General features: G+C 70.8%; 21 protein-coding genes. 9 read left to right on the forward strand and 12 right to left on the reverse strand.

The window, feature by feature from the left end:
• Positions 1-192 (reverse strand): helix-turn-helix transcriptional regulator (locus NON22_RS08015; RefSeq protein WP_257386407.1); only part of this gene is annotated, 192 nt, incomplete at its 3' end.
• A 178-nt stretch (positions 193-370) separates the two neighbouring features.
• Between NON22_RS08015 and acnD the strand changes: the two genes are divergently transcribed.
• From acnD to NON22_RS08030, 3 genes are all read left to right on the forward strand, one after another.
• Positions 371-2980 carry a Fe/S-dependent 2-methylisocitrate dehydratase AcnD gene (acnD, locus tag NON22_RS08020; protein ID WP_257386408.1) on the forward strand — a complete coding sequence of 870 codons (2610 nt, stop codon included), beginning with the start codon at positions 371-373 and terminating at the stop codon, positions 2978-2980.
• Between the two features lie 68 nt (positions 2981-3048).
• Positions 3049-4236, forward strand: coding sequence for a 2-methylaconitate cis-trans isomerase PrpF (gene prpF / locus NON22_RS08025; protein ID WP_257386409.1), 1188 nt, complete (start codon positions 3049-3051; stop codon positions 4234-4236).
• 186 nt (positions 4237-4422) lie between these two features.
• A complete protein-coding gene (locus NON22_RS08030; protein ID WP_257386410.1) occupies positions 4423-4557 on the forward strand; it encodes a hypothetical protein in 135 nt (44 codons plus the stop codon).
• Between the two features lie 75 nt (positions 4558-4632).
• On the opposite strand, the gene NON22_RS08035 is transcribed toward NON22_RS08030, so the two are convergent.
• A complete protein-coding gene (locus NON22_RS08035; RefSeq protein ID WP_257386411.1) occupies positions 4633-5427 on the reverse strand; it encodes a hypothetical protein in 795 nt (264 codons plus the stop codon).
• Between NON22_RS08035 and NON22_RS08040 the strand changes: the two genes are divergently transcribed.
• The 3 genes from NON22_RS08040 to NON22_RS08050 all read left to right on the forward strand — a co-directional run bounded on the left by NON22_RS08040 (position 5426) and on the right by NON22_RS08050 (position 7987).
• Entirely contained in the window at positions 5426-5662 is a 237-nt protein-coding gene (locus tag NON22_RS08040; RefSeq protein WP_257386412.1) for a hypothetical protein, read from the forward strand. The two genes, NON22_RS08035 and NON22_RS08040, sit on opposite strands and share 2 nt — an antisense overlap.
• A 64-nt stretch (positions 5663-5726) precedes the next feature.
• Entirely contained in the window at positions 5727-5984 is a 258-nt protein-coding gene (locus tag NON22_RS08045; protein WP_257386413.1) for a helix-turn-helix domain-containing protein, read from the forward strand.
• Between the two features lie 281 nt (positions 5985-6265).
• Positions 6266-7987 carry a SulP family inorganic anion transporter gene (locus NON22_RS08050; RefSeq protein ID WP_257386414.1) on the forward strand — a complete coding sequence of 574 codons (1722 nt, stop codon included), beginning with the start codon at positions 6266-6268 and terminating at the stop codon, positions 7985-7987.
• A 55-nt stretch (positions 7988-8042) separates the two neighbouring features.
• Here NON22_RS08050 and NON22_RS08055 read toward each other — a convergent pair whose 3' ends face one another.
• Positions 8043-9593, reverse strand: a complete 1551-nt coding sequence (locus NON22_RS08055; protein WP_257386415.1) for an ArnT family glycosyltransferase — start codon at positions 9591-9593, stop codon at positions 8043-8045.
• A 307-nt stretch (positions 9594-9900) separates the two neighbouring features.
• Positions 9901-10806, reverse strand: a complete 906-nt coding sequence (locus tag NON22_RS08060) for a LysR family transcriptional regulator (protein WP_257386416.1) — start codon at positions 10804-10806, stop codon at positions 9901-9903.
• A gap of 127 nt (positions 10807-10933) precedes the next feature.
• Between NON22_RS08060 and NON22_RS08065 the strand changes: the two genes are divergently transcribed.
• Complete coding sequence (locus NON22_RS08065) at positions 10934-11797, forward strand: pirin family protein (protein WP_257386417.1); 864 nt, start codon at positions 10934-10936, stop codon at positions 11795-11797.
• A gap of 130 nt (positions 11798-11927) precedes the next feature.
• On the opposite strand, the gene ureG is transcribed toward NON22_RS08065, so the two are convergent.
• From ureG to NON22_RS08105, 8 genes are all read right to left on the reverse strand, one after another.
• Positions 11928-12563: an urease accessory protein UreG gene (gene ureG, locus NON22_RS08070; protein WP_257386418.1), complete on the reverse strand. Its 636-nt coding sequence runs from the start codon at positions 12561-12563 to the stop codon at positions 11928-11930.
• A gap of 10 nt (positions 12564-12573) precedes the next feature.
• Positions 12574-13269, reverse strand: coding sequence for an urease accessory protein UreF (locus NON22_RS08075; RefSeq protein WP_257386419.1), 696 nt, complete (start codon positions 13267-13269; stop codon positions 12574-12576).
• Positions 13262-13822 carry an urease accessory protein UreE gene (ureE, locus tag NON22_RS08080; RefSeq protein ID WP_257386420.1) on the reverse strand — a complete coding sequence of 187 codons (561 nt, stop codon included), beginning with the start codon at positions 13820-13822 and terminating at the stop codon, positions 13262-13264. The genes NON22_RS08075 and ureE overlap by 8 nt, the downstream gene beginning before the upstream one ends.
• Before the next feature lie 8 nt (positions 13823-13830).
• On the reverse strand, positions 13831-15534 hold the full coding sequence (gene ureC, locus NON22_RS08085; protein ID WP_257386421.1) for an urease subunit alpha: 1704 nt from the start codon (positions 15532-15534) through the stop codon (positions 13831-13833).
• Positions 15534-15839, reverse strand: coding sequence for an urease subunit beta (locus tag NON22_RS08090; protein ID WP_257386422.1), 306 nt, complete (start codon positions 15837-15839; stop codon positions 15534-15536). Before NON22_RS08090 ends, ureC begins: the two co-directional genes overlap by 1 nt.
• Positions 15836-16435 carry a HupE/UreJ family protein gene (locus NON22_RS08095; RefSeq protein WP_257386423.1) on the reverse strand — a complete coding sequence of 200 codons (600 nt, stop codon included), beginning with the start codon at positions 16433-16435 and terminating at the stop codon, positions 15836-15838. Before NON22_RS08095 ends, NON22_RS08090 begins: the two co-directional genes overlap by 4 nt.
• A gap of 69 nt (positions 16436-16504) precedes the next feature.
• Positions 16505-16807, reverse strand: a complete 303-nt coding sequence (locus NON22_RS08100; protein WP_257386424.1) for an urease subunit gamma — start codon at positions 16805-16807, stop codon at positions 16505-16507.
• A gap of 17 nt (positions 16808-16824) precedes the next feature.
• Positions 16825-17760 (reverse strand): urease accessory protein UreD, encoded by a 936-nt coding sequence (locus NON22_RS08105; protein WP_257386425.1) that lies wholly within the window; start codon positions 17758-17760, stop codon positions 16825-16827.
• Positions 17761-17976: 216 nt separating this feature from the next.
• Between NON22_RS08105 and NON22_RS08110 the strand changes: the two genes are divergently transcribed.
• Together NON22_RS08110 and NON22_RS08115 are read left to right on the forward strand one after the other, a co-directional pair.
• Complete coding sequence (locus tag NON22_RS08110; RefSeq protein ID WP_257386426.1) at positions 17977-18378, forward strand: OsmC family protein; 402 nt, start codon at positions 17977-17979, stop codon at positions 18376-18378.
• Between the two features lie 175 nt (positions 18379-18553).
• On the forward strand, positions 18554-19923 hold a 1370-nt coding region (locus NON22_RS08115; RefSeq protein ID WP_257386427.1), incomplete at its 3' end, for a winged helix-turn-helix domain-containing protein.

Consider the following 19923-nt stretch of genomic DNA (forward strand, 5'->3'; position numbering starts at 1 on the left):
GCGCGCCGCGCCGCGGCCGGCGCGGCGGTTCTGCGCGAGACGCTCGACGTCGGCGCGCCGGTAGCCGCGGCTGCGGTGGTCCGGGCCCGGCCGCGACTCGATGAGGCCGCGGCTGACGTAGGCATACAGGGTGGCCGCGCTGATGCCGAGGATGCGGCAGGCCTCGCGTGCGGACAGCAGGTCGGAATCCATGCGAACAGGTTGATCGTCGGGATCAAGATTGATCAATGCATTCGAGGATGCCAGATTGGCCGATGTCCCGCGCGAGGCCGGCGCCGGCGTCCGGGCGGGGATTACCATCCCCGGCCTGACCCGCGTCGCCGAGGCCGCGCGCGCTCCTCCTTCCCGCCATCGCCAGCCCACGCCAGCCATGAACACCGCCTACCGCAAACCGCTGCCCGGAACCGCCCTGGACTATTTCGACGCGCGTGCCGCCGTCGACGCGCTCGCGCCGGGCGCCTACGCCGGCCTGCCGTACACCTCGCGCGTGCTCGCCGAGAACCTCGTGCGCCGCTGCGATCCGGCGCTGCTGGAGCAGTCGCTGCGCCAGCTGATCGAGCGCCGCCGCGACCACGATTTCCCGTGGTTCCCGGCACGCGTGGTCTGCCACGACATCCTCGGCCAGACCGCGCTGGTCGACCTGGCCGGCCTGCGCGACGCGATCGCCGACAAGGGCGGCGACCCGGCCAAGGTGAATCCGGTCGTGCCGGTGCAGCTGATCGTCGACCATTCGCTCGCGGTCGAATGCGGCGGCTACGACCCGGATGCGTTCGCCAAGAACCGCGCGATCGAGGACCGGCGCAACGAGGATCGCTTCCATTTCATCGACTGGACCAAGCTCGCGTTCCGCAACGTCGACGTGATCCCGCCGGGCAACGGCATCATGCACCAGATCAATCTGGAGAAGATGTCGCCGGTCATCCATGCGGACCACGGCGTGGCCTATCCGGACACCTGCGTCGGCACCGACAGCCACACGCCGCACGTCGACGCGCTCGGCGTCATCGCGATCGGCGTCGGCGGCCTCGAAGCCGAGAACGTCATGCTCGGCCGCGCCTCGTGGATGCGCCTGCCGGACATCGTCGGCGTGGAGCTCACGGGCAAGCCGCAGCCGGGCATCACGGCGACCGACATCGTGCTCGCGCTGACCGAGTTCCTGCGCCAGTCCAAGGTCGTCGGCGCCTATCTCGAATTCCGCGGCGAAGGCGCGGCGGCGCTGACCGTCGGCGATCGCGCGACGATCTCCAACATGGCGCCCGAGTACGGCGCGACCGCGGCGATGTTCTTCATCGACGGCAAGACGCTGGACTACCTGCGCCTGACCGGACGCAGCGACGAACAGGTAAGCCTCGTGGAGACCTACGCCAGGGCTGCGGGCCTCTGGGCCGACGCGCTGATCGCGGCGCAGTACGAGCGCCGCTTGCAGTTCGACCTGTCGGGCGTCGTGCGCAACATGGCCGGCCCGTCCAATCCGCACAAGCGCCTGCCGACCTCCGAGCTCGCCGCGCGCGGCATCGCGACCGGCCTCGACCAGGCGCGCGCGCAGGAGGCGCAGGGCCTGATGCCCGACGGCGCCGTGATCATCGCCGCGATCACGAGCTGCACGAACACCTCCAATCCGCGCAACGTCATCGCCGCGGGCCTGCTCGCGCGCAATGCGAACGCGAAGGGCCTGCTGCGCAAGCCCTGGGTCAAGACCTCGCTCGCGCCGGGCTCCAAGGCCGTGCAGCTGTATCTCGAAGAGGCCGGCCTGCTGCCCGAGCTCGAAAAGCTCGGCTTCGGCATCGTCGCGTTCGCCTGCACGACCTGCAACGGCATGAGCGGCGCGCTGGATCCGAAGATCCAGCAGGAAATCATCGATCGCGATCTCTACGCGACCGCCGTGCTGTCGGGCAACCGCAACTTCGACGGCCGCATCCACCCCTACGCGAAGCAGGCGTTCCTCGCGTCGCCGCCGCTGGTCATCGCCTATGCGATCGCCGGCACCGTGCGCTTCGACATCGAGAAGGACGCACTCGGCGTCGACGCCGACGGCAAGCCGGTCACGCTCAAGGACATCTGGCCCAGCGACGCGGAAATCGACGCGATCGTCGCGAGCAGCGTCAAGCCCGAGCAGTTCCGCAAGGTCTACGAGCCGATGTTCCGCCTGCACGTCGCCCACGACGGCACGGTCAGCCCGCTGTACGACTGGCGTCCGCAGAGCACCTACATCCGCCGGCCGCCGTACTGGGAAGGTGCGCTCGCCGGCGAGCGCACCCTGCGCGGCCTGCGTCCGCTGGCCGTGCTCGGCGACAACATCACGACCGACCACCTGTCGCCGTCCAATGCGATCCTGCCCGACAGCGCCGCCGGCGAATACCTCGCGCGCATGGGCCTGCCCGAGGAGGACTTCAATTCCTATGCGACGCATCGCGGCGACCACCTGACCGCGCAGCGCGCGACCTTCGCCAATCCGACCCTGCTCAACGAGATGGCCGTCGTCGACGGCCAGATCCGGAAAGGGTCGCTCGCGCGCATCGAGCCCGAAGGCCGGGTCGTGCGCATGTGGGAAGCGATCGAGACCTACATGCAGCGCAAGCAGCCGCTGATCATCGTCGCCGGCGCCGACTACGGCCAGGGTTCCTCGCGCGACTGGGCCGCGAAGGGCGTACGCCTGGCCGGCGTCGAGGCCATCGTCGCCGAAGGCTTCGAGCGCATCCATCGCACGAACCTGATCGGCATGGGCGTGCTGCCGCTGGAATTCAAACCCGGCACCGACCGCAAGACCCTGGCCATCGACGGTACCGAGACCTTCGACGTGATCGGAACGCGCGAACCGCGCGCGGACCTCACGCTCGTGATCCACCGCCGCGCCGGCGAGCGCGTCGAAGTGCCGGTCACCTGCCGCCTCGACACGGCCGAGGAAGTCTCGATCTACGAAGCCGGCGGCGTTCTGCAACGGTTCGCGCAGGATTTTCTTGAGTCGTCGAAGGCGGCGTGAGCGATCCACGCCGCATGCGTTCCTCTCCGGCATCCGGGAGAACGCGAAATCCACGGAGAAGAGTAGTCATGCCGCACAAGCCTCAGATCAGAATTCCCGCGATCTACATGCGCGGCGGTACCAGCAAGGGCGTGTTCTTCCGGCTGCAGGACCTGCCGGCGGCCGCGCAGGTGCCGGGCGCCGCGCGCGATGCGCTGCTGCTGCGCGTGATCGGTTCGCCGGATCCCTACGGCAAGCACACCGACGGCATGGGCGGCGCGACGTCGAGTACGAGCAAGTGCGTGATCATTTCGGCGTCGAGCGTGCCCGATCACGACGTCGACTATCTCTACGGCCAGGTCTCCATCGACACCGCGTTCGTCGACTGGAGCGGCAACTGCGGCAATCTCTCGTCTGCCGTCGGCCCGTTCGCGATCGCCAACGGCCTGATCGATCCGGCCCGCGTGCCGCGCGACGGCATCGCCGTCGTGCGCATCTGGCAGGCCAACATCGGCAAGACCATCGTCGCGCACGTGCCCGTCACCGCGGGCCAGGTGCAGGAAACCGGCGACTTCGAGCTCGACGGCGTGACGTTTCCGGCGGCCGAGATCGCGCTGGAGTTCCTCGATCCGTCCGACGAGGGCGAAGGCGGCGCGATGTTCCCGACCGGCAACCTCGTCGACGATCTCGACGTGCCCGGCGTCGGCAGGTTCAAGGCGACGTTGATCAACGCCGGCATCCCGACGATTTTCCTCGACGCCGCCGAACTGGGTTACGTCGGCACCGAGCTGCAGGGGGCGATCAACGACGACAAGGCTGCGCTCGCGAAATTCGAGACCATCCGCGCCTACGGCGCCGTGCGCATGGGCCTGATCGACTCGGTCGGGCAGGCCGCGACGCGCCAGCACACGCCGAAAGTCGCCTTCGTCGCGCCGCCGCAGGACTACGTCACGTCGAGCGGCAAGCGCATCGCCGCGTCGGAGATCGATCTGCACGCGCGCGCGCTGTCGATGGGCAAGCTGCACCACGCGATGATGGGCACGGCCGCGGTCGCGATCGGCACCGCCGCGGCGATTCCGGGCACCCTGGTCAATGCCGCCGCCGGCGGCGGCGAACGCACGGCCGTGCGCTTCGGCCATCCCTCGGGCACCCTGCGCGTCGGCGCAGAGGCGCGCCGGGTCGACGGCCAGTGGACTGTCACGCGCGCGATCATGAGCCGCAGTGCCCGCGTGCTCATGGAAGGCGCCGTGCGCGTGCCCGGCGACGTGCTGGGCTGAACCGTTTCCGTCGTCGTCGAATCCGACGACGAATATTCGGGAGTCGCGTCCGAGCGAGTATGCGGAGACGGACCATCCGGCCGTCGACGAGGTGCGCGACGCGGTCGCGAACGCCGGCGTCGACGTGCGCATCACCCACCTGCAGTCTGGCGCGTCGGCCGCGGCCGTCAAGTCTGCATCGTCAGCATGGCGACGGATCCGGCGGTCGATACAGCGCTGTTCCGCCGTGCGCTCGCGGTCTGCACCGAACTCGTGCACGCGACCGTCGAGATCGAGCACCTGGCGCCGCGGCCGTATGCGGATGCGCCGCTGGCGGACTGAGGTTGTGCCGCTGCAGCTCGGTGCCGGCTGGCAGCGATCCGTGATGGTTGCCGCGCGGGAACCGCGGGATGGAAATCAGCGTCGCTTCGGCTTGCCGCCGCGCGCGAGCTCGGGCGGCACGCGCGCGAGCTTCGCGACGGCGACGTCGAGGATCGCATGGACGGATTCGCCGCCGCCCAGATGTTCGGCGACGGCGCGGGCGATGACGGCGGCGGCTTCGAGCGGCAGCGGCGCCGGCGTTTCCTGCGCCGTCTGCAGGCGCAGTCCGCGCAGCGCGTCGGCGTCGTCCAGACGCAGGCGCACGCGCTTGAGCGCCGCCTCGAGATCCGGTTCGGTTTCCGCGCCGCCGGCGACGAGCACGCGGCGGCAGGAGGAACGCCCGGGCACGCGCAGCGATTCGCCGTAGGCGGCGAGGCAGTCGATCAGGCTCTGGCGCCGCGCCGTGGCCAGCGCTTCAGCGGTCGGCGCCTCGGCGAATGTCGCAAGACCGACGCTGAGCTGTATCGGCGTGCGCGCAAGCAGGGCGGCAACCGAGCTTTCCTCGGCTGCCGTGTCGCGGAACGGCTCGCTCAGTTGCGGCGCGCTCGCGCCCACCCAGGAGCGCGCGCCGCCGTTGCCGTCGCGCAGGGAGGACAAGCGGCTGGCCTGCACCAGCTGCAAGGCCTGCTGCAGCAGCGGCCAAGCCGTCGGCACGATGGGCCAGCACAGCGCCTGTACGTGAACGCAGCCGCCCTGCGCGCTGCGCACGAGGGCGGTCGCGGCGGTCGCCGTCTGCTCCCAGGTGACCGGCGGTGCGGCGGCGACAGGCGCGGCGGCGGAAGCGGCCGGGCGGCGCAGGGGACGGGGAGCGGGACGGCGGGATGAATGCATGGTCGATACCGGGCAGGCGGTGAGCGGACGTACGCGACTCGCCGCCGCGAAGGCGATGCAAGTCTGCAACCACTGGATGAATGCGGAGTGCATTATATATGATGTTCAGAAAATCTTAATAGATGTTTCATACATCATTGCTGACTTCGCCAACCAGGGTGGCTTTCTGCCGCGCAATGCGGCGATCATTGTCGGCTCGGCGGCGGCAGAGTCTTGCCGCGGATTCTGCGGGTGATGCCTGAAACATCACTTGAGATGGTGAAAGCCACCTTGTTAAAGTCAATTCCGGAGTCTTGTCGATGATTACCGCGGCTCAACTGCGTGCGGCGCGCGCCCTGGCCGGGCTGGACCAGAAGACGCTGGCGCAGAGGGCCGGCGTATCGCTGCCGACGATCCAGCGCATGGAAGCGAGCAGCGGCAACGTCCGCGGCGTCGTGGAAACGCTGACCAAGATCGTCGCGGCGCTGGACGCGGCCGGCGTGGAGCTCATTGGTGAGAACATGCCCAGTCATGGGACCGGCCGCGGCGTGCGCCTCAAGGCGCCGAAAAGCCCCTAGCCAGCGCTGCGGGGCGAACGGCCGGTATGTCGCGGCCTCGCGGCCGCCGGATCTGCAATCCGGGAGCTGTGCCTTGCCGCTTGCCGCCGTTGCTGTCAGCACCGCCTGCCGCCGTAGACTTCGCCATTGCATCACCGATCCCGCGCCCGTGCGTGCGCGGCCGGGCCGCCTGCGTCGCGGGCCGGCAGCACGGGACGGATTGGGGTTTCCGGCCTGGCACGAGGTCGATTCTGTCAGGGCGCGCCGGGTGGCGTCGGCGTCCTCATCGCCGGTGCCGTCGAATGGCTGAGCCGCAGCGTCCGGATCTGCGCGCGCTGCTGCAGCGCCTGCGCCCGATCTACGAGCCCCAGCTGTTCAGCGTGCTGCGCGGCGGCTATGCGGCGGCCGATCTGCGCCGCGATCTCGTCGCCGGGCTGACCGTCGCGATCGTCGCGCTGCCGCTGGCCATGGCGCTCGCGATCGCGTCGGGCACGACGCCGGAAAAGGGGCTGCACACGGCCATCGTCGCCGGGTTCCTGACCTCGTTCTTCGGCGGTTCGCGCGTGCAGATCGGCGGACCCACGGCGGCGTTCATTCCGGTCGTGTTCGCGGTGATCGAGAAATTCGGCTACGGCGGCCTGATCCTCTGCACCCTGCTGGCCGGCTTCATGCTGATCGGTGCCGGCGTGCTGCGCCTGGGCGTGCTCATGAAGTACATCCCGCAGCCCGTCGTGACGGGCTTCACCGCGGGCATAGCGGTCAGCATCTTCTCGAGCCAGATCAAGGATCTGTTCGGCCTGCGCATGGACGCCGTGCCGGCCGAGTTCTTCGCGCGCTGGCAGGCCTATCTGCAGCATGCGTCGAGCGCCGCGCCGGTCACCGCGGCGCTGGCCGGCGTCGGCCTCGTCGTGATCGTCGCGCTGCGCCGCTGGCGGCCGGCTTGGCCGGGTTTCCTGATCGTGGTCTCTGCATCGGCTGCGGCGGTATCGCTGCTCGCGCTGCCGGTGGACACGATCGCGACGCGCTTCGGCGGCATTCCGTCGGCGCTGCCGCAGTTCGAGATCCCGCACATTCCGTTCGAGCGCACCGTGGAGCTGTTCCCGAGCGCGTTCACGATCGCGTTCCTGGCCGGCGTGGAGTCGCTGCTGTCGGCGGTCGTCGCCGACGGCATGACCGGCGGACGCCACCGCTCCAACGGCGAACTCGTCGCGCAAGGCGCGGCGAACATCGGTTCCGCGCTGTTCGGCGGCCTGCCGGCGACCGGCGCGATCGCGCGCACCGCCGTGAACATCCGCTCGGGCGGCCGCTCGCCGGTGGCCGGCATGGCGCATGCGCTGTTCCTGCTGCTGTTCATGCTCGCCGTCGCGCCGCTGATGGGCTACGTGCCGCTAGCCACCCTGGCCGCCGTGCTGGTCGTCGTGGCCTGGCAGATGTCGGACCTCGAGAGCTTTCGCCATCTGCTCAAGGGACCGGTCGGCGACCGCGCCGTGCTGCTCGTGACGTTCGCGCTGACCGTGATGTTCGATCTGACCGTCGCGATCGAGGTGGGCCTCGTGCTCGCCGCGTTCCTGTTCATGCATCGCATGAGCGAGGTCGTCGAGCTGCAGTCGGAAGTCTCGCTGCTGGAGGAGGACCGCGACGGCGCCGACGAGCCGGACCAGCGCGCGCAGCTGCCGCCCGGCGTGGAAGCGTTCCAGATTTCCGGGCCGCTGTTCTTCGCCGTGGCCAATCGCCTCGACGAAGTGCTCGACCAGTTTCCGAGGGCGCCGGCCGTATTCATCCTGCGCCTGCGTCTGGTGCCGCTGATCGACGCGAGCGGCGTGACCGCGTTGGGTCAGTTCCTGAGCCGCTGCGAGCGCCGCGGCACGCGCGTGATCCTGTCGGGCCTGCGCGAGCAGCCGCGGCGCGTGTTGACGCAGATGCACGTGACACCCGACGGCCGCCAGCTGCGTTTCGCCGACAACTTCGCCGCGGCGATCGCGCTGTGCCGCGCCGAGGCGGCTGCGGCCGACGCGACCGGCTAGACGGCGATCGCCGCGCCGCGCGCGCGTTTCGCGCGGGTTCGAATCGTGCCGGCGCTCACGGCGCCGGATCGCGCACGCGGAAGATCACGCGATCGCGGTACGGCTCCCCGAGCACCTCGACCGCGAAGCCCGCGCGAACCAGTTCCTCGCGCACGCGCGGCCATTTGGTCGTGTGCGTGATCCAGACCGCGCCGGCTTCGTTGCTGCGCAGCTCCGACGCCACGCTCTCGTCGTATTCCGACGTGTAGCCGGTAGGTTCGCCGGAATCCAGCGAGAGTTTCTCGACCTCGGCGTCGAGGTACAGATGCATGCCGTAGCGCGCGAAGTCCTCGACGAAGACGACCTCGGTGATCGGCGCCGATGTGCGCTCGCGCACGGTCTGTGCCCAACTGGCCGCATCGCTGTTCGTCGGCCACTGCGCGACGAACAGGCGGCCGGACAGGATCAGCGCGACCCAGGCGAGGATCCAGCGCCGCCGCGGCGCCGGGCGCGCCTCGCCCTGCCATTGGCCGGCGATCAGCAATGCCAGCGGCAGGAACAGCGGCAGCAGGTACAGCGGCAGGCGCGAACGCGAGATGCAGAACACGAGCAGCGGCAGCGCCAGCCATAGCGCGAGCTGCAGGCGGCGCGCATCGGCCTGGCGGCCTGCGCGCGTGCGCCATTGCGGCAGGCGGCTGCGCCAGTCACGCAGGCCGCGCAGCAGCGGCAGGGTCCAGGGCAGGGTGCCCAGCAGCAGGGTCGGCAGATAGATCTCGAGCCAGCCGTACCAGCCGCCGTTGCGGCCCATGTCGCCGGCGACGCGCTTGTACACCTCGGTGCCGAGGAAATAAGCCAGCAGGCCGTCGTGGCGCAGCACCACGGCGACGTACCAGGGCAGGGCGATGAGGAAGAAGATCGCGATGCCGGTCAGCCAGGCGCGCGCGCCGAACGGCCGCGGCATCGGCGCGAGCCATTGCAGCGCGACGACGGCGAGCAGCGGCAGCAGCGCCGGCGGCCCCTTGGTCATGAACGCCAGCGCGAATGCGGCCCAGGCCGCGAACAGCCACCGGAGCGCCTTTTCGCGCGGGCCGAAGCGCGCTTCGAGCCAGGCCACCATGGCCAGGCCCTGGAATGCCGACAGCACGAAATCGGTCGTCAGCACCTGCGAGGCGACGACGGGCAACAGCAAGGTCGCATAGCACGATGCGGCGATCGCCGCCGCGTCGGCGGCGCCCGCGGGTGCGTCCGCCGCCGGCCACAGGCGCCGCGCACCGCGCCAGGCCAGCCAGACGCAGGCCAGATAGGCCAGGGCGACCGGCAGGCGCGCAGCCCAGGGGGTCGCGCCGAACGTGCCGATGCTCGCGGCCACGAGCCAGTAGGTCAGCGGCGGCTTGGTCCAGTGGCCGGTTTCGCGATGGCGCGCGAGATCGATCCAGTCGCCGCTGTCGAGCATCATCATCGCGACGTTGGAGTAGCGCCCTTCATCGGGATCCCAGATCGGCCGGCTGCCGAGAAAGCCGAACGCGAGCAGCAGCGCGAGCATCGCGACCTGCCAGGCGGGACGCCGCCACCAGGCGGCCGGCTCGGCAACGGCCGTGGGCGTCATGCCGGCGGATGACCGATTCATGACGAGACCTGCCGGGCGCGGCACACGGTCGTCCCGCTTGCATGGCTGCCGATCGATGCGGTCTTCATTGCGGCTTTCCTGCCACGGTCGATCCTGATGTCATGGTCTGTCGGGGACTTGCGTACGCGGGAGCATTCCGGCGGCGGGCCGTGCCGCCCGGCCAGCGACGATTGTTCGGCCCATTTCTCCGGTTGGAATGACGATTCGGTGACATGTGCCGTATGGCGTTGTGGTCGAGTGGACAATGCGGCGATCGGGATGACAACAAAAAATCGTGTGGCGGCGGCTTCCTGCGCGATGGCCGGTTTCAGTCCGCCGCCAGGCGGCCGAAGCGCCCGGCGAGGAAATCGACGAGCGCGCGCACCGACGGCAGCAGCCCGCGCCGCGACGGAAAGACCGCGTGCACGATCTCGCGCCGCGGCCGCCAGGCCGGCAGCACCGGCACGAGTTCGCCGCGCGCGAACTGCGCGGTCACCATCATCGTCGGCAGTTGCACGACGCCGACGCCGGCCATCGCGGCGGCGCGCAGCGCAAGCATGCCGCGCGTGACCAGGCGCGGCCGGTGCGGCAGCGAGACCTCGGCGCCGTCCGGACCGTACAGGCGCCAGACGTGCTCGTTCTGCGGCAGGCCGAGGTCGAGGCTCGGCAAGGCGGCGAGATCGGCCGGCACCTGCGGTGTTCCGTGCTGCGCGAGCAGGCCGGGACTCGCGACCAGGCACTGGCTGCGCTCGGCCAGCACGCGCAGCACCAGGTCGGTGTCCTCCAGCGGCGGCGGCCGCACGCGCAGGGCCAGGTCCAGGCGTTCGCCGATCAGGTCGACGCGGCGATTGGTCGCGTCGAGATGGACCTCCACGCGCGGACACTGCACGAGGAAGTCCGCGATCATTTCGCCGGCCAGCGCATCGAGCAGCGCGACCGGACAGGCCATGCGCACGATGCCGCGCGGTTCCGCGCGCGTGATCTCGATCGCTTCGTCGGCCGCCTCGGCCTCGACCAGCATGGCCTTGCAGTGGGCGTAGTAGGTTCGGCCCATCTCGGTGACCGAGAAGTGCCGCGTCGAGCGCTGGATCAGACGCACCCCGAGGCGCTCCTCGAGCAGGGCGATGCGCCGGCTCAGCTTGGACTTGGGCATGCCGAGCGCGCGGCCGGCCGGCGCGAAGCCGCCATGGTCGACGACCTGGGCGAAATAGCAGAGATCGTTGAGGTCCTGCATGCGCCGCTCCAGCGTTCACCAGATGGAACGCTGAGGATAAATCTTGCCGACTACTGCCGCGAATCGCGATTTTCTAAGTTAACGCCCAAGCACCGCGGCGATTCCGCCCCGGCAAAAGGAGTCCGACATGAAGAAGATCCTCGGCGTCTACAGCGCCCCGCGGCCGCACTGGGTCGGCGACGGTTTCCCCGTGCGCTCGCTGTTTTCCTACGACAGCCTCGGCCAGCACCTGAGTCCGTTCCTGCTGCTGGACTACGCCGGTCCGGCCCGTTTCGAACCGGCCGAGCGGCGGCGCGGCGTCGGCGTGCATCCGCACCGCGGCTTCGAGACCGTCACGATCGTCTACGACGGCGAAGTCGACCATCGCGACTCCACCGGCGCCGGTGGCCATATCGGTCCCGGCGACGTGCAGTGGATGACCGCGGCCTCCGGCATCCTGCACGAGGAATTCCACTCCGACGCGTTCACCCGGCGCGGCGGCACCCTGGAGATGGCCCAGCTCTGGGTCAACCTGCCGGCGCGCGACAAGATGGGCGAGCCCGGCTACCAGAGCCTGCGCGACGCCGACGTTCCGTCGGTGCCGCTGCCCGACGCGGCCGGCACCGTGCGCGTGATCGCCGGCACGCATGCCGGCGTGCGTGGTCCGGCGCGCACGCATACGCCGATCAACGTCTGGGATCTGCGCCTCGATCACGGCGGCGCGACTACGCTGGCGCTGCCCGAGGGGCATACCCTCGCGCTGGCGGTGCTGCGCGGCATCGTGCTGGTCAACGGCGAGGCGATCGTGCGCGAAGCGCAGCTCGTGCAGTTCGCACGCGACGGCAGCGAGATCACGCTCGAAGCCAATACCGACGCGACCCTGCTGGTGCTCGGCGGCGAGCCGATCGCCGAGCCGGTCGTCGGCTACGGCCCATTCGTCATGAACACGCAGCAGGAAATCCGCGAGGCCATCGCCGACTTCGACGGCGGCCGTTTCGGCCGGCTCGCCTGAGCGTGATCCCTTCCTCGACGCCGCTTCGGCGGCGTCGCCTTCCGCGCGTCCGCGCGCCGCGTTCGCCGAACGGGCCGCGCCGCCGGCTTTGAGCGGACAAGGCGCCGGGCCGGTTGCGGCGGCGGGCTGTTCAGCCGACGAACAGTCCCTGGCGCTCGATGAAGCGCACGATCTCGGCGACGCCGTCGCCGCGCGGCAGGTCGGTCATCACGAACGGCCGGTCGCCGCGCATGCGCCGCGTGTCGTCGGCCATGACCTGCAGCGAGGCGCCGACGTAGGGCGCCAGGTCGGTCTTGTTGATGATCAGCAGGTCCGAGCGCGTGATGCCGGGGCCGCCCTTGCGCGGCACTTTCTCGCCGCCGGCGACGTCGATCACGTAGAGCGTCAGGTCGGCCAGCTGCGGCGAGAAGGTCGCGGCGAGGTTGTCGCCGCCGGATTCGACGAACACCACGTCGGCGTCGGGAAATTTCTCCAGCATGCGCTCGATCGCCTCGAGATTGATCGAGGCGTCCTCGCGTATTGCCGTATGCGGACAGCCTCCGGTCTCCACGCCGAGTATGCGATCCGGCGGCAACGCACCGGCCACGGTCAGCAGGCGCTGGTCTTCGCGCGTGTAGATGTCGTTGGTGATGGCGACGAGGTCGTAGCGGTCGCGCATGGCCTTGCAGAGCATTTCCAGCAGCGTGGTCTTGCCCGAGCCGACCGGGCCGCCGACGCCGACGCGCAGCGGAGGCAGGGGTTTGCGGCGCGCGGCGGCGGTGTTCATGCGTACTCCTTCAGGAACGGAACAGGCGGGTGTATTGCGTCTCGTGGGCGCCGGAGAGGATCGCCAGCAGCGGCGCGAAATTCTGCGGCGGCGCCGCGGCCGGCAGTGCGGCGATCAGCGCCGGCAGACCGGCCGCGGCCCGACGCAGCAGACGCTGGCCGGCGTCCTGGCCTAGCGGCACGAGCTTGACGGCCGCCAAGGTGAGGTTTTCGAGCAGGCTCCAGCCCAGCGCCTGCAGACCGGCGGCCGGCGTCAGGCCCAGCACGGTCGCCGCGGCGGCATGGGCGGCGACGTGCGCAATCGGCCGCAGGCTCGCCAGCTGCCTGCGGCGTTCGCCGTCCAGCGGCGTCGCCGGCAGTGCCAGCAGCCACAGGGAGAGCGAGCGACCGGTCTGTTCCGATTCGAGCCGCAGCTCGGCGGTTTCGCGCATGGCCAGCGCCAGCGTATTGGCGGCGGCGAACGCCGCAGCGTCGGCGGCGGCGAAGGCCTGCTGCAGGCTCAGCCAGTGGCGCGCCTCGCCGCCGGCCCAGACCTGTTCCAGCATCGCGGTCATCCAGATGCCTGTGCTGGCTTCGTCGTGGACCAGGCGCGCTTCCACGGCGGCTTCGAGTCCGCCGGAATAGCCGAAACCGCCGATCGGCAGCGCCGCCGAGGCCAGTTGCAGCAGCGCCGGCAGCATGCGCGCGTCCAAGGCCGGTTCAGCCATGGGGCGGCGGCTTGAGGAACGGGGTTTCGGCCATGCCGCTGGCGGCCGCGTATTCGTAGTAGAGCGAATGCGCCAGGGCCTGGTCGGCCGTGAACGTCGCATCGTGGCCGTGGCGATGGCCGCCGCCGTAGGCGCCGCTTTCGGGCTCGAACGGCGCATGCACGGCGGCGACCTCGAGCCCCAGCCGCTGCAGCATCTCGCGCAGCACCGGGTCGGCTTCGAGCAGCAGGGCCTGCGGCTCCACGGCGACCGCCACGTGGCGATTGCCCAGGTGATAGGCTGCCCGCAGCAGCAGATGCCCGTCGTCGCTGCCCGCACGCAGCAGCGGCTCGGCCTGGGCCTGCACGCGATAGCGGCGGCCGTCGTCGGCTTCGAGCAGGTCGCCCGGGTGCAGCACCGTCCCGCCGGGCAGGGCCAGGGCCAGCTCGCTGCCGTCGGCCAGCCGCAGGCGCTGGCGACTGCGCCGGCGCAGCTCGTAGTTCAGCGGCAGCGGCGTGGCCTCGGCGGTCGCATCGGCTTCTGCCGCCGGAATATGGCGCAGGACGCTCTGCATGCGCGGGCTCAGAACAGGAAATAGCGCTGCGCCAGCGGCAGCTCGGCGGCGGGCTCGCACCACAGCGGCTCGCCGTCGGCGCGCACCGCATAGGTCTGCGGATCGACGTCGATGCGCGGGGTGGCGCCGTTGTGGATCAGGTCGGCCTTGCGCAGGCTGCGGCAGTTGCGCACCGCGACCAGCGGCCGCTGCAGGCCCAGGCGCGCGCCGATGCCGGCGGCCAGCGCGGCCTGCGAGACGAAGGTCAGCGAGCTTTGCGTGAGGCTGCGGCCGAAGGCGCCGAACATCGGCCGGTAATGCACCGGCTGCGGCGTCGGAATCGACGCATTGGGATCGCCCATCGCGGCCGCGGCGATGCTGCCGCCCTTGAGCACGAGCGCCGGTTTCACGCCGAAGAACGCCGGCTTCCAGAGCACGAGATCGGCCCACTTGCCGGGCTCGATCGAACCGACTTCGTGGGCGATGCCGTGGGTCAGCGCCGGATTGATCGTGATCTTCGCGATATAGCGCTTGACGCGGAAGTTGTCGTGGCGCGCGCCGTCGCCGGGCAGCGCGCCGCGCTGGCGCTTCATCTTGTGCGCGGTCTGCCAGGTGCGCGTGATCACTTCACCGACGCGGCCCATGGCCTGGGAGTCCGAGGAGATCATCGAGAACGCGCCGAGGTCGTGCAGGATGTCCTCGGCCGCGATGGTCTCGCGGCGGATGCGGCTTTCGGCGAAGGCCACGTCCTCGGCGATGGCCGGATCCAGGTGATGGCAGACCATCAGCATGTCCAGGTGCTCATCCAGCGTGTTGACGGTGAACGGCCGCGTCGGATTCGTGGAGGACGGCAGCACGTTGGGCAGGCCGGCCGCGCGGATGATGTCCGGCGCATGGCCGCCGCCGGCGCCTTCGGTGTGATAGGTGTGGATGGTGCGGCCCTTGAACGCGGCCAGGGTCACCTCGACGAAGCCCGACTCGTTCAAGGTGTCGGTATGGATGGCGACCTGGGTGTCGGTGTCCTCGGCCACGCCCAGCGCGCAGTCGATCGCGGCCGGGGTCGTGCCCCAGTCCTCGTGCAGCTTGAGGCCGATCGCGCCGGCGGCGATCTGCTCGCGCAGCGCGCCGGGCAGGCTCGCATTGCCCTTGCCGAGGAAACCGAGATTGACCGGAAACGCCTCGGCCGCTTCGAGCATTCGCTGCAGATGCCAGGGGCCCGGCGTGCAGGTGGTCGCGTTCGTGCCCGTGGCCGGGCCGGTGCCGCCGCCGATCAGGGTGGTCACCCCCGACATCAGCGCTTCCTCGATCTGCTGCGGGCAGATGAAATGGATGTGCGTGTCGACGGCACCGGCGGTCAGGATCGCGCCTTCGCCGGCGATGATCTCGGTGCCCGGACCGATCACGATGCTCACGCCGGGCTGCACGTCCGGATTGCCGGCCTTGCCGATCGCCGCGATGCGTCCGTGCTTGATGCCGACATCGGCCTTGACGATGCCCCAGTGGTCGAGGATCAGCGCGTTGGTGATCACGGTGTCGGCGCAGTCGGCGCTCTCGCGCTGGCTCTGGCCCATGCCGTCGCGGATCACCTTGCCGCCGCCGAACTTCACTTCCTCGCCGTAGACGGTGAAGTCGCGCTCGACCTCGACCACCAGATCGGTGTCGGCCAGGCGCACGCGGTCGCCGGTGGTCGGTCCGAACATTTCCGCGTAGGCGCTGCGGCTGATCACGGCCATCACAGCGCTCCCATGATCGCGCCGGCGAAGCCGTAGACGCAGCGATCGCCCGCGAACTCGACGAGATCCACCGTACGCCGCTGGCCCGGCTCGAAGCGCACGGCAGTGCCGGCGGCGATGTCCAGACGACAGCCGCGCGCGGCGGCGCGGTCGAACTCGAGCGCCGGATTCGCTTCGAAGAAATGGTAGTGCGAGCCGATCTGCACGGGCCGGTCGCCGGTGTTGACGACAGCCAGGCGCCGGCGCGAACGGTTCGCATTGAGTTCGATCTCGCCGTCGTCGACGAGCAGCTCGCCGGGAATCACGGCGCCGCTCCGCTGGCGCCGGCGACGAGCAGCGCGACTCCGGCCACGGCCGTGGCCAACCCGGCCATCTGTGCTGGCCAGGCCGCGCAGCGCGCGGCGAGCCGGCCGATCGTGGCGCCGGCCGCGGGCAGCAGCGCCGTGGCCAGGAGCATGCCGGCCAGCCAGGCCGGCGTGGCGGTGCCGGCCGGGATCTCGCTGCCGTGGGCGTAGCCGTGGCAGATCGCGAAACCGCCGGCGATCGCGCAGGCCAGGACCAGCGGCAACGGCCGGCGTCCTGCGAGCAGCAGGCCGAGCACGACCAGCGAGACGGCGACGCCGATTTCCGTGACGGCCAGAGCAGCGGCGTCACAGGCGCCGAGCACGGCCCCGGCCCCTGCGCCGACGACGAAGGCCGCCAGCGGTATCCAGCGTTGCCGCGGCTGCAGCGTCGCGCTCCACCAGCCGACGGCGGCCATCGCCAGCAGATGGTCCAGACCGTTCAGCGGATGGACGAAGCCGGCGGCGAATCCCGTGTCCGCATGCCCCGGATGGGCGGCGGCGACGGCCGGCAGCAACGCAAGGAACAGGGCGAACGGGCGGTGCAGGCGTAGGCGCATCGGTAGCCTCGTGCGGATGGTCGGGAGAGAGAGGGACCTTTCAGCGAGTCGTCGTAACGAAGGCGGGGTTCAGCGGATCGGGTCGTGCACGGTGACGAGCTTCGTGCCGTCGGCGAACGTGGCCTCGACCTGGATGTCGGGAATCATCTCGGCCACGCCGTCCATGACGTCGGCGCGGCCGAGCAGGGTGGTGCCGTAGTGCATGAGGTCGGCGACCGTGCGGCCGTCGCGTGCGCCTTCGAGGATGGCCGCGCTGATGAAGGCCACGGCTTCGGGATAGTTCAGGCGCAGGCCGCGCGCGCGGCGCCGTTCGGCGAGCAGTGCGGCGGTGAAGATCAGCAGCTTGTCCTTTTCGCGGGGGCTGAGTTCCACACCGGCTCTCCGTCGGGTCAGGTGTTCCAGATGCGCGGGCGCCGCGCAGGCCTTCCGCTCACCAGCGGCCGCAGTGCGGCCCAGGCCCGCTCCAGCTGTCCGCGCACCGCCTCGGCATCGTGGCCGAGCACGCGGACCAGCAGCAGGCTAGCCGGAGCCGGCAACCAGGTTGCTGCGGCGCACAACGAAGACTGCGATGAACCCGCGGTCGATTGCAAGCCCGTAAGCGCGAGCGTTTCGCGAACCTGTTCGAGCGCCGCGTCGGGTGCTCCTTCCAGCGCCGGCGCAGCGCTCCAGAGCGTAGCGAACACGGCACGGCCGGCCAGCCCGACCGGCGAGTGCAGCAGCGCGTCGTCCGCGCGCAGGTCGGCCTGCTCGTGCCATACCGGCTGCCCGGCGCGCCGCACGCTCAAGCTCTGGCGCAGGCGGCCCTGGTTCCAGCGTTCGCCCGCGGCGATGCGGCCGAGCTGCACGATGTCCCAGCCGAGCATGCGCGCGCCGGGGGCGAGATCCAGCTCCAGTTGCTGGATCGCGTCGGCGCCGCTGAACAGGATGGACTCCTGCGGCAGCCACTCCAGGGTCGCGCCGGCGTCGACCTGCAGGCGAATGCTCTGCTGCGCCTCGGGCCCGGCGCTGCGGTACCACTTGGTCGCGCCCGGTGTGCTCAGCAGGACTTCGCTGCCGGCGTGCAGGTGCACGGCGACGTCGAGCGAGTCGCCGCCGGCGATGCCGCCGGGCGGATGCAGCAGCAGTCCCTGACAGGCGTCGCCGCGCGGATGCAGCAGGCGCTGCAGGCGCAGCGGTCCGGTGTGCCGCGCCTCGGCCAGGCGCGTGCGTCCGCCGTCGCCGACGAAGCGCAGCTGCAGGCACGCCGGCCAGGGCGGCGCCGGAGAGGCGACGGCGGCGTCCGATGTCGCGTCGGTCGGCATCACCTCGTCCGGGCGCGGGATCATTGAATTTCTACCGATTTCTTCATCGTTGCGGTCCTGGCTGGCGCAGCGGGCAGCGCAGGGACGGTAGTATCGGCGCAATGCGCGCGCGGCGGCTCGGAAACCGCTCCCGTCGACGGCGGCCGCCGCGCCAGGTCGAATCCGCCGGGCGATTGCGGCAGCAGCCGCAGACGCGTACCGAGCCGCCGCCGCATTCCCGTTCCCACCGGAGTCCGTCCCATGAAGAAAGCCAGCGTCGCGACCGTCGTCTCCACGGCGACCGACTATGCGCACCGCATCCATGCCGGCCGCTACGACCTCGTCGCCGACGAGCCGCCGGCGCTCGGCGGGCGGGGCGCCGGGCCGGCGCCGTTCGACCTCTACCTCGCTTCGCTCGCGGCCTGTACGGCGATCACCCTGCGCATGTATGCGCAGCGCAAGGGCTGGGACCTCGGCGAGTTCCGCGCCGAACTGCAGCTGTCGTTCGACGACGAAGGCAAGGTGCACGTGCATCGCGTGCTGCATTCGGACCAGCCGCTCGGCGACGCGCAGTGGCAGCGGCTGCTCGAGATCGTCGCGAACACGCCGGTGACCAAGGCGATGCGCGAAGGTGCGACGATCACGAGCGAACGCGCCGCCTGATCGCGCGGAGGCGCCGCCGCGAATGTTCGGTCGGCGCCGGCCTGCGCGTTGGTACGGGCCTGGCGGGCCACCGCGCCGCCGCTGGCGCGGCGACTGCCGTGCCGGATACCCTAGCGGACGGAACGATGGCCAGTCCGCGTTCCACCGCATCCACTCGCCCGATCCGACGGACAGTATGAGCGCAGCAGGCGCGCGGCAGACGATTCCCATCCGCTACAGTTTCGCCGACGTGGTCATCGAACCCGAGGGCCGCCGCATCTTCGTCGGCGCGCGCGAACGCGCGGCGTCGCGGCGCGCGTTCGATCTGCTGCTCGCGCTCTGCGAAGCGCCCGGCCGCGTGCTGTCGCGCGACGAACTCAGCGACCGTCTCTGGCCCGGCGGCCAGATCGTCTCCGACGAAGCGCTGACCCAGGCGATCTTCCGCGCCCGCGCCGTGCTCGGCGCCCAGGGCGAGCGCATCGTGACCCTGCGCGGCGTCGGCATCCGCTTCGATGCCGAGGTGCAGCGCGAGACAGTGGCCGTCTCGGCTGCGATCGTCGCATCGCCGGCTCCGTCCGAAGCGCCGCTGCCGCCGGCGAACGAAGGCGCCGGCTCCTCTGCCCACCTCTCCGCGGCGTCGGCCGACGCCGCCTCCTCCGGCGATCCGTATCGGCGCACCGCCGCCGTGCCTCCGGCGACGGCCCAAGCGCCGCCCGCGGTTTCGCCGTCGGCGGCCCCTGCACCGGCGAGCGCCGTTTCACCGGTTGCCGCTCCACTCAGGGCAGCCCTGCCGGGGGGCGGCCCTGCGCCGGTCGCAATTCCGCCGCCGACGGCCGCCGCGCGCCGGCGTCCGTTGCTGCCGCTGCTCGCGCTGGCGGCGCTCGTGCTCGTCGCGACAGCGTTCGCGTTCTGGCGCTGGTCGCTGTCCGACACACAATGGATCGATCAGGGTTACGGCATTCGCGCGGCCGACGTGCATGCGGCGCAGGACGACAGCCTGCGCCTGCTCGGCGAGGCCATACGCTACGACAACCGCGGCGACCGCGCGCGGGCACGGGCGCTGCTCGAAACGCTCAATGACAGCGACGCGCGGACGCCGTGGCCGCCGCTGCTGCTCGCGCTCTGGTCCGTCGGTGCGGGGAATGCGGCCGATGCCGAGCGCTGGCTTGCGCGGGCCGGCGAGCGTGCCCGGCCGCTGCGCGATCCCTACGTCAATGCGATGCTGCGCTACGTCCAGGCCGAACGCGACGGTACGGCGGCCGACATCATCCGCTACGCCGGCGCCGTACTCGATCTGCGCGCGCAGGCCTGGCGCATGCACCTGGCCCGTGCACACCTGAAGCACTACCAGGGCCTGCGCGAGGCGGCGCTCGAGGAGATCCGCCAGATCGGCACGTTCGAGCTCGGCAACCGCAAGCTCGAATCCGCGCTCGCCGACCGGGCGTCGTTCGGCGACGTAGCCGGCGCCCAGGCCGTGCTCGACGGCCTCGCGCGCAACGGCGACGCGGCCGCCTGGGACTACCTGGCCGGCCGCATCAGCTGGAGCCGCGGCGACGTGGCCGCGGC

Origin of the sequence: Tahibacter caeni, from assembly GCF_024609805.1 — a bacterium.
Classification (GTDB): domain Bacteria; phylum Pseudomonadota; class Gammaproteobacteria; order Xanthomonadales; family Rhodanobacteraceae; genus Tahibacter; species Tahibacter caeni.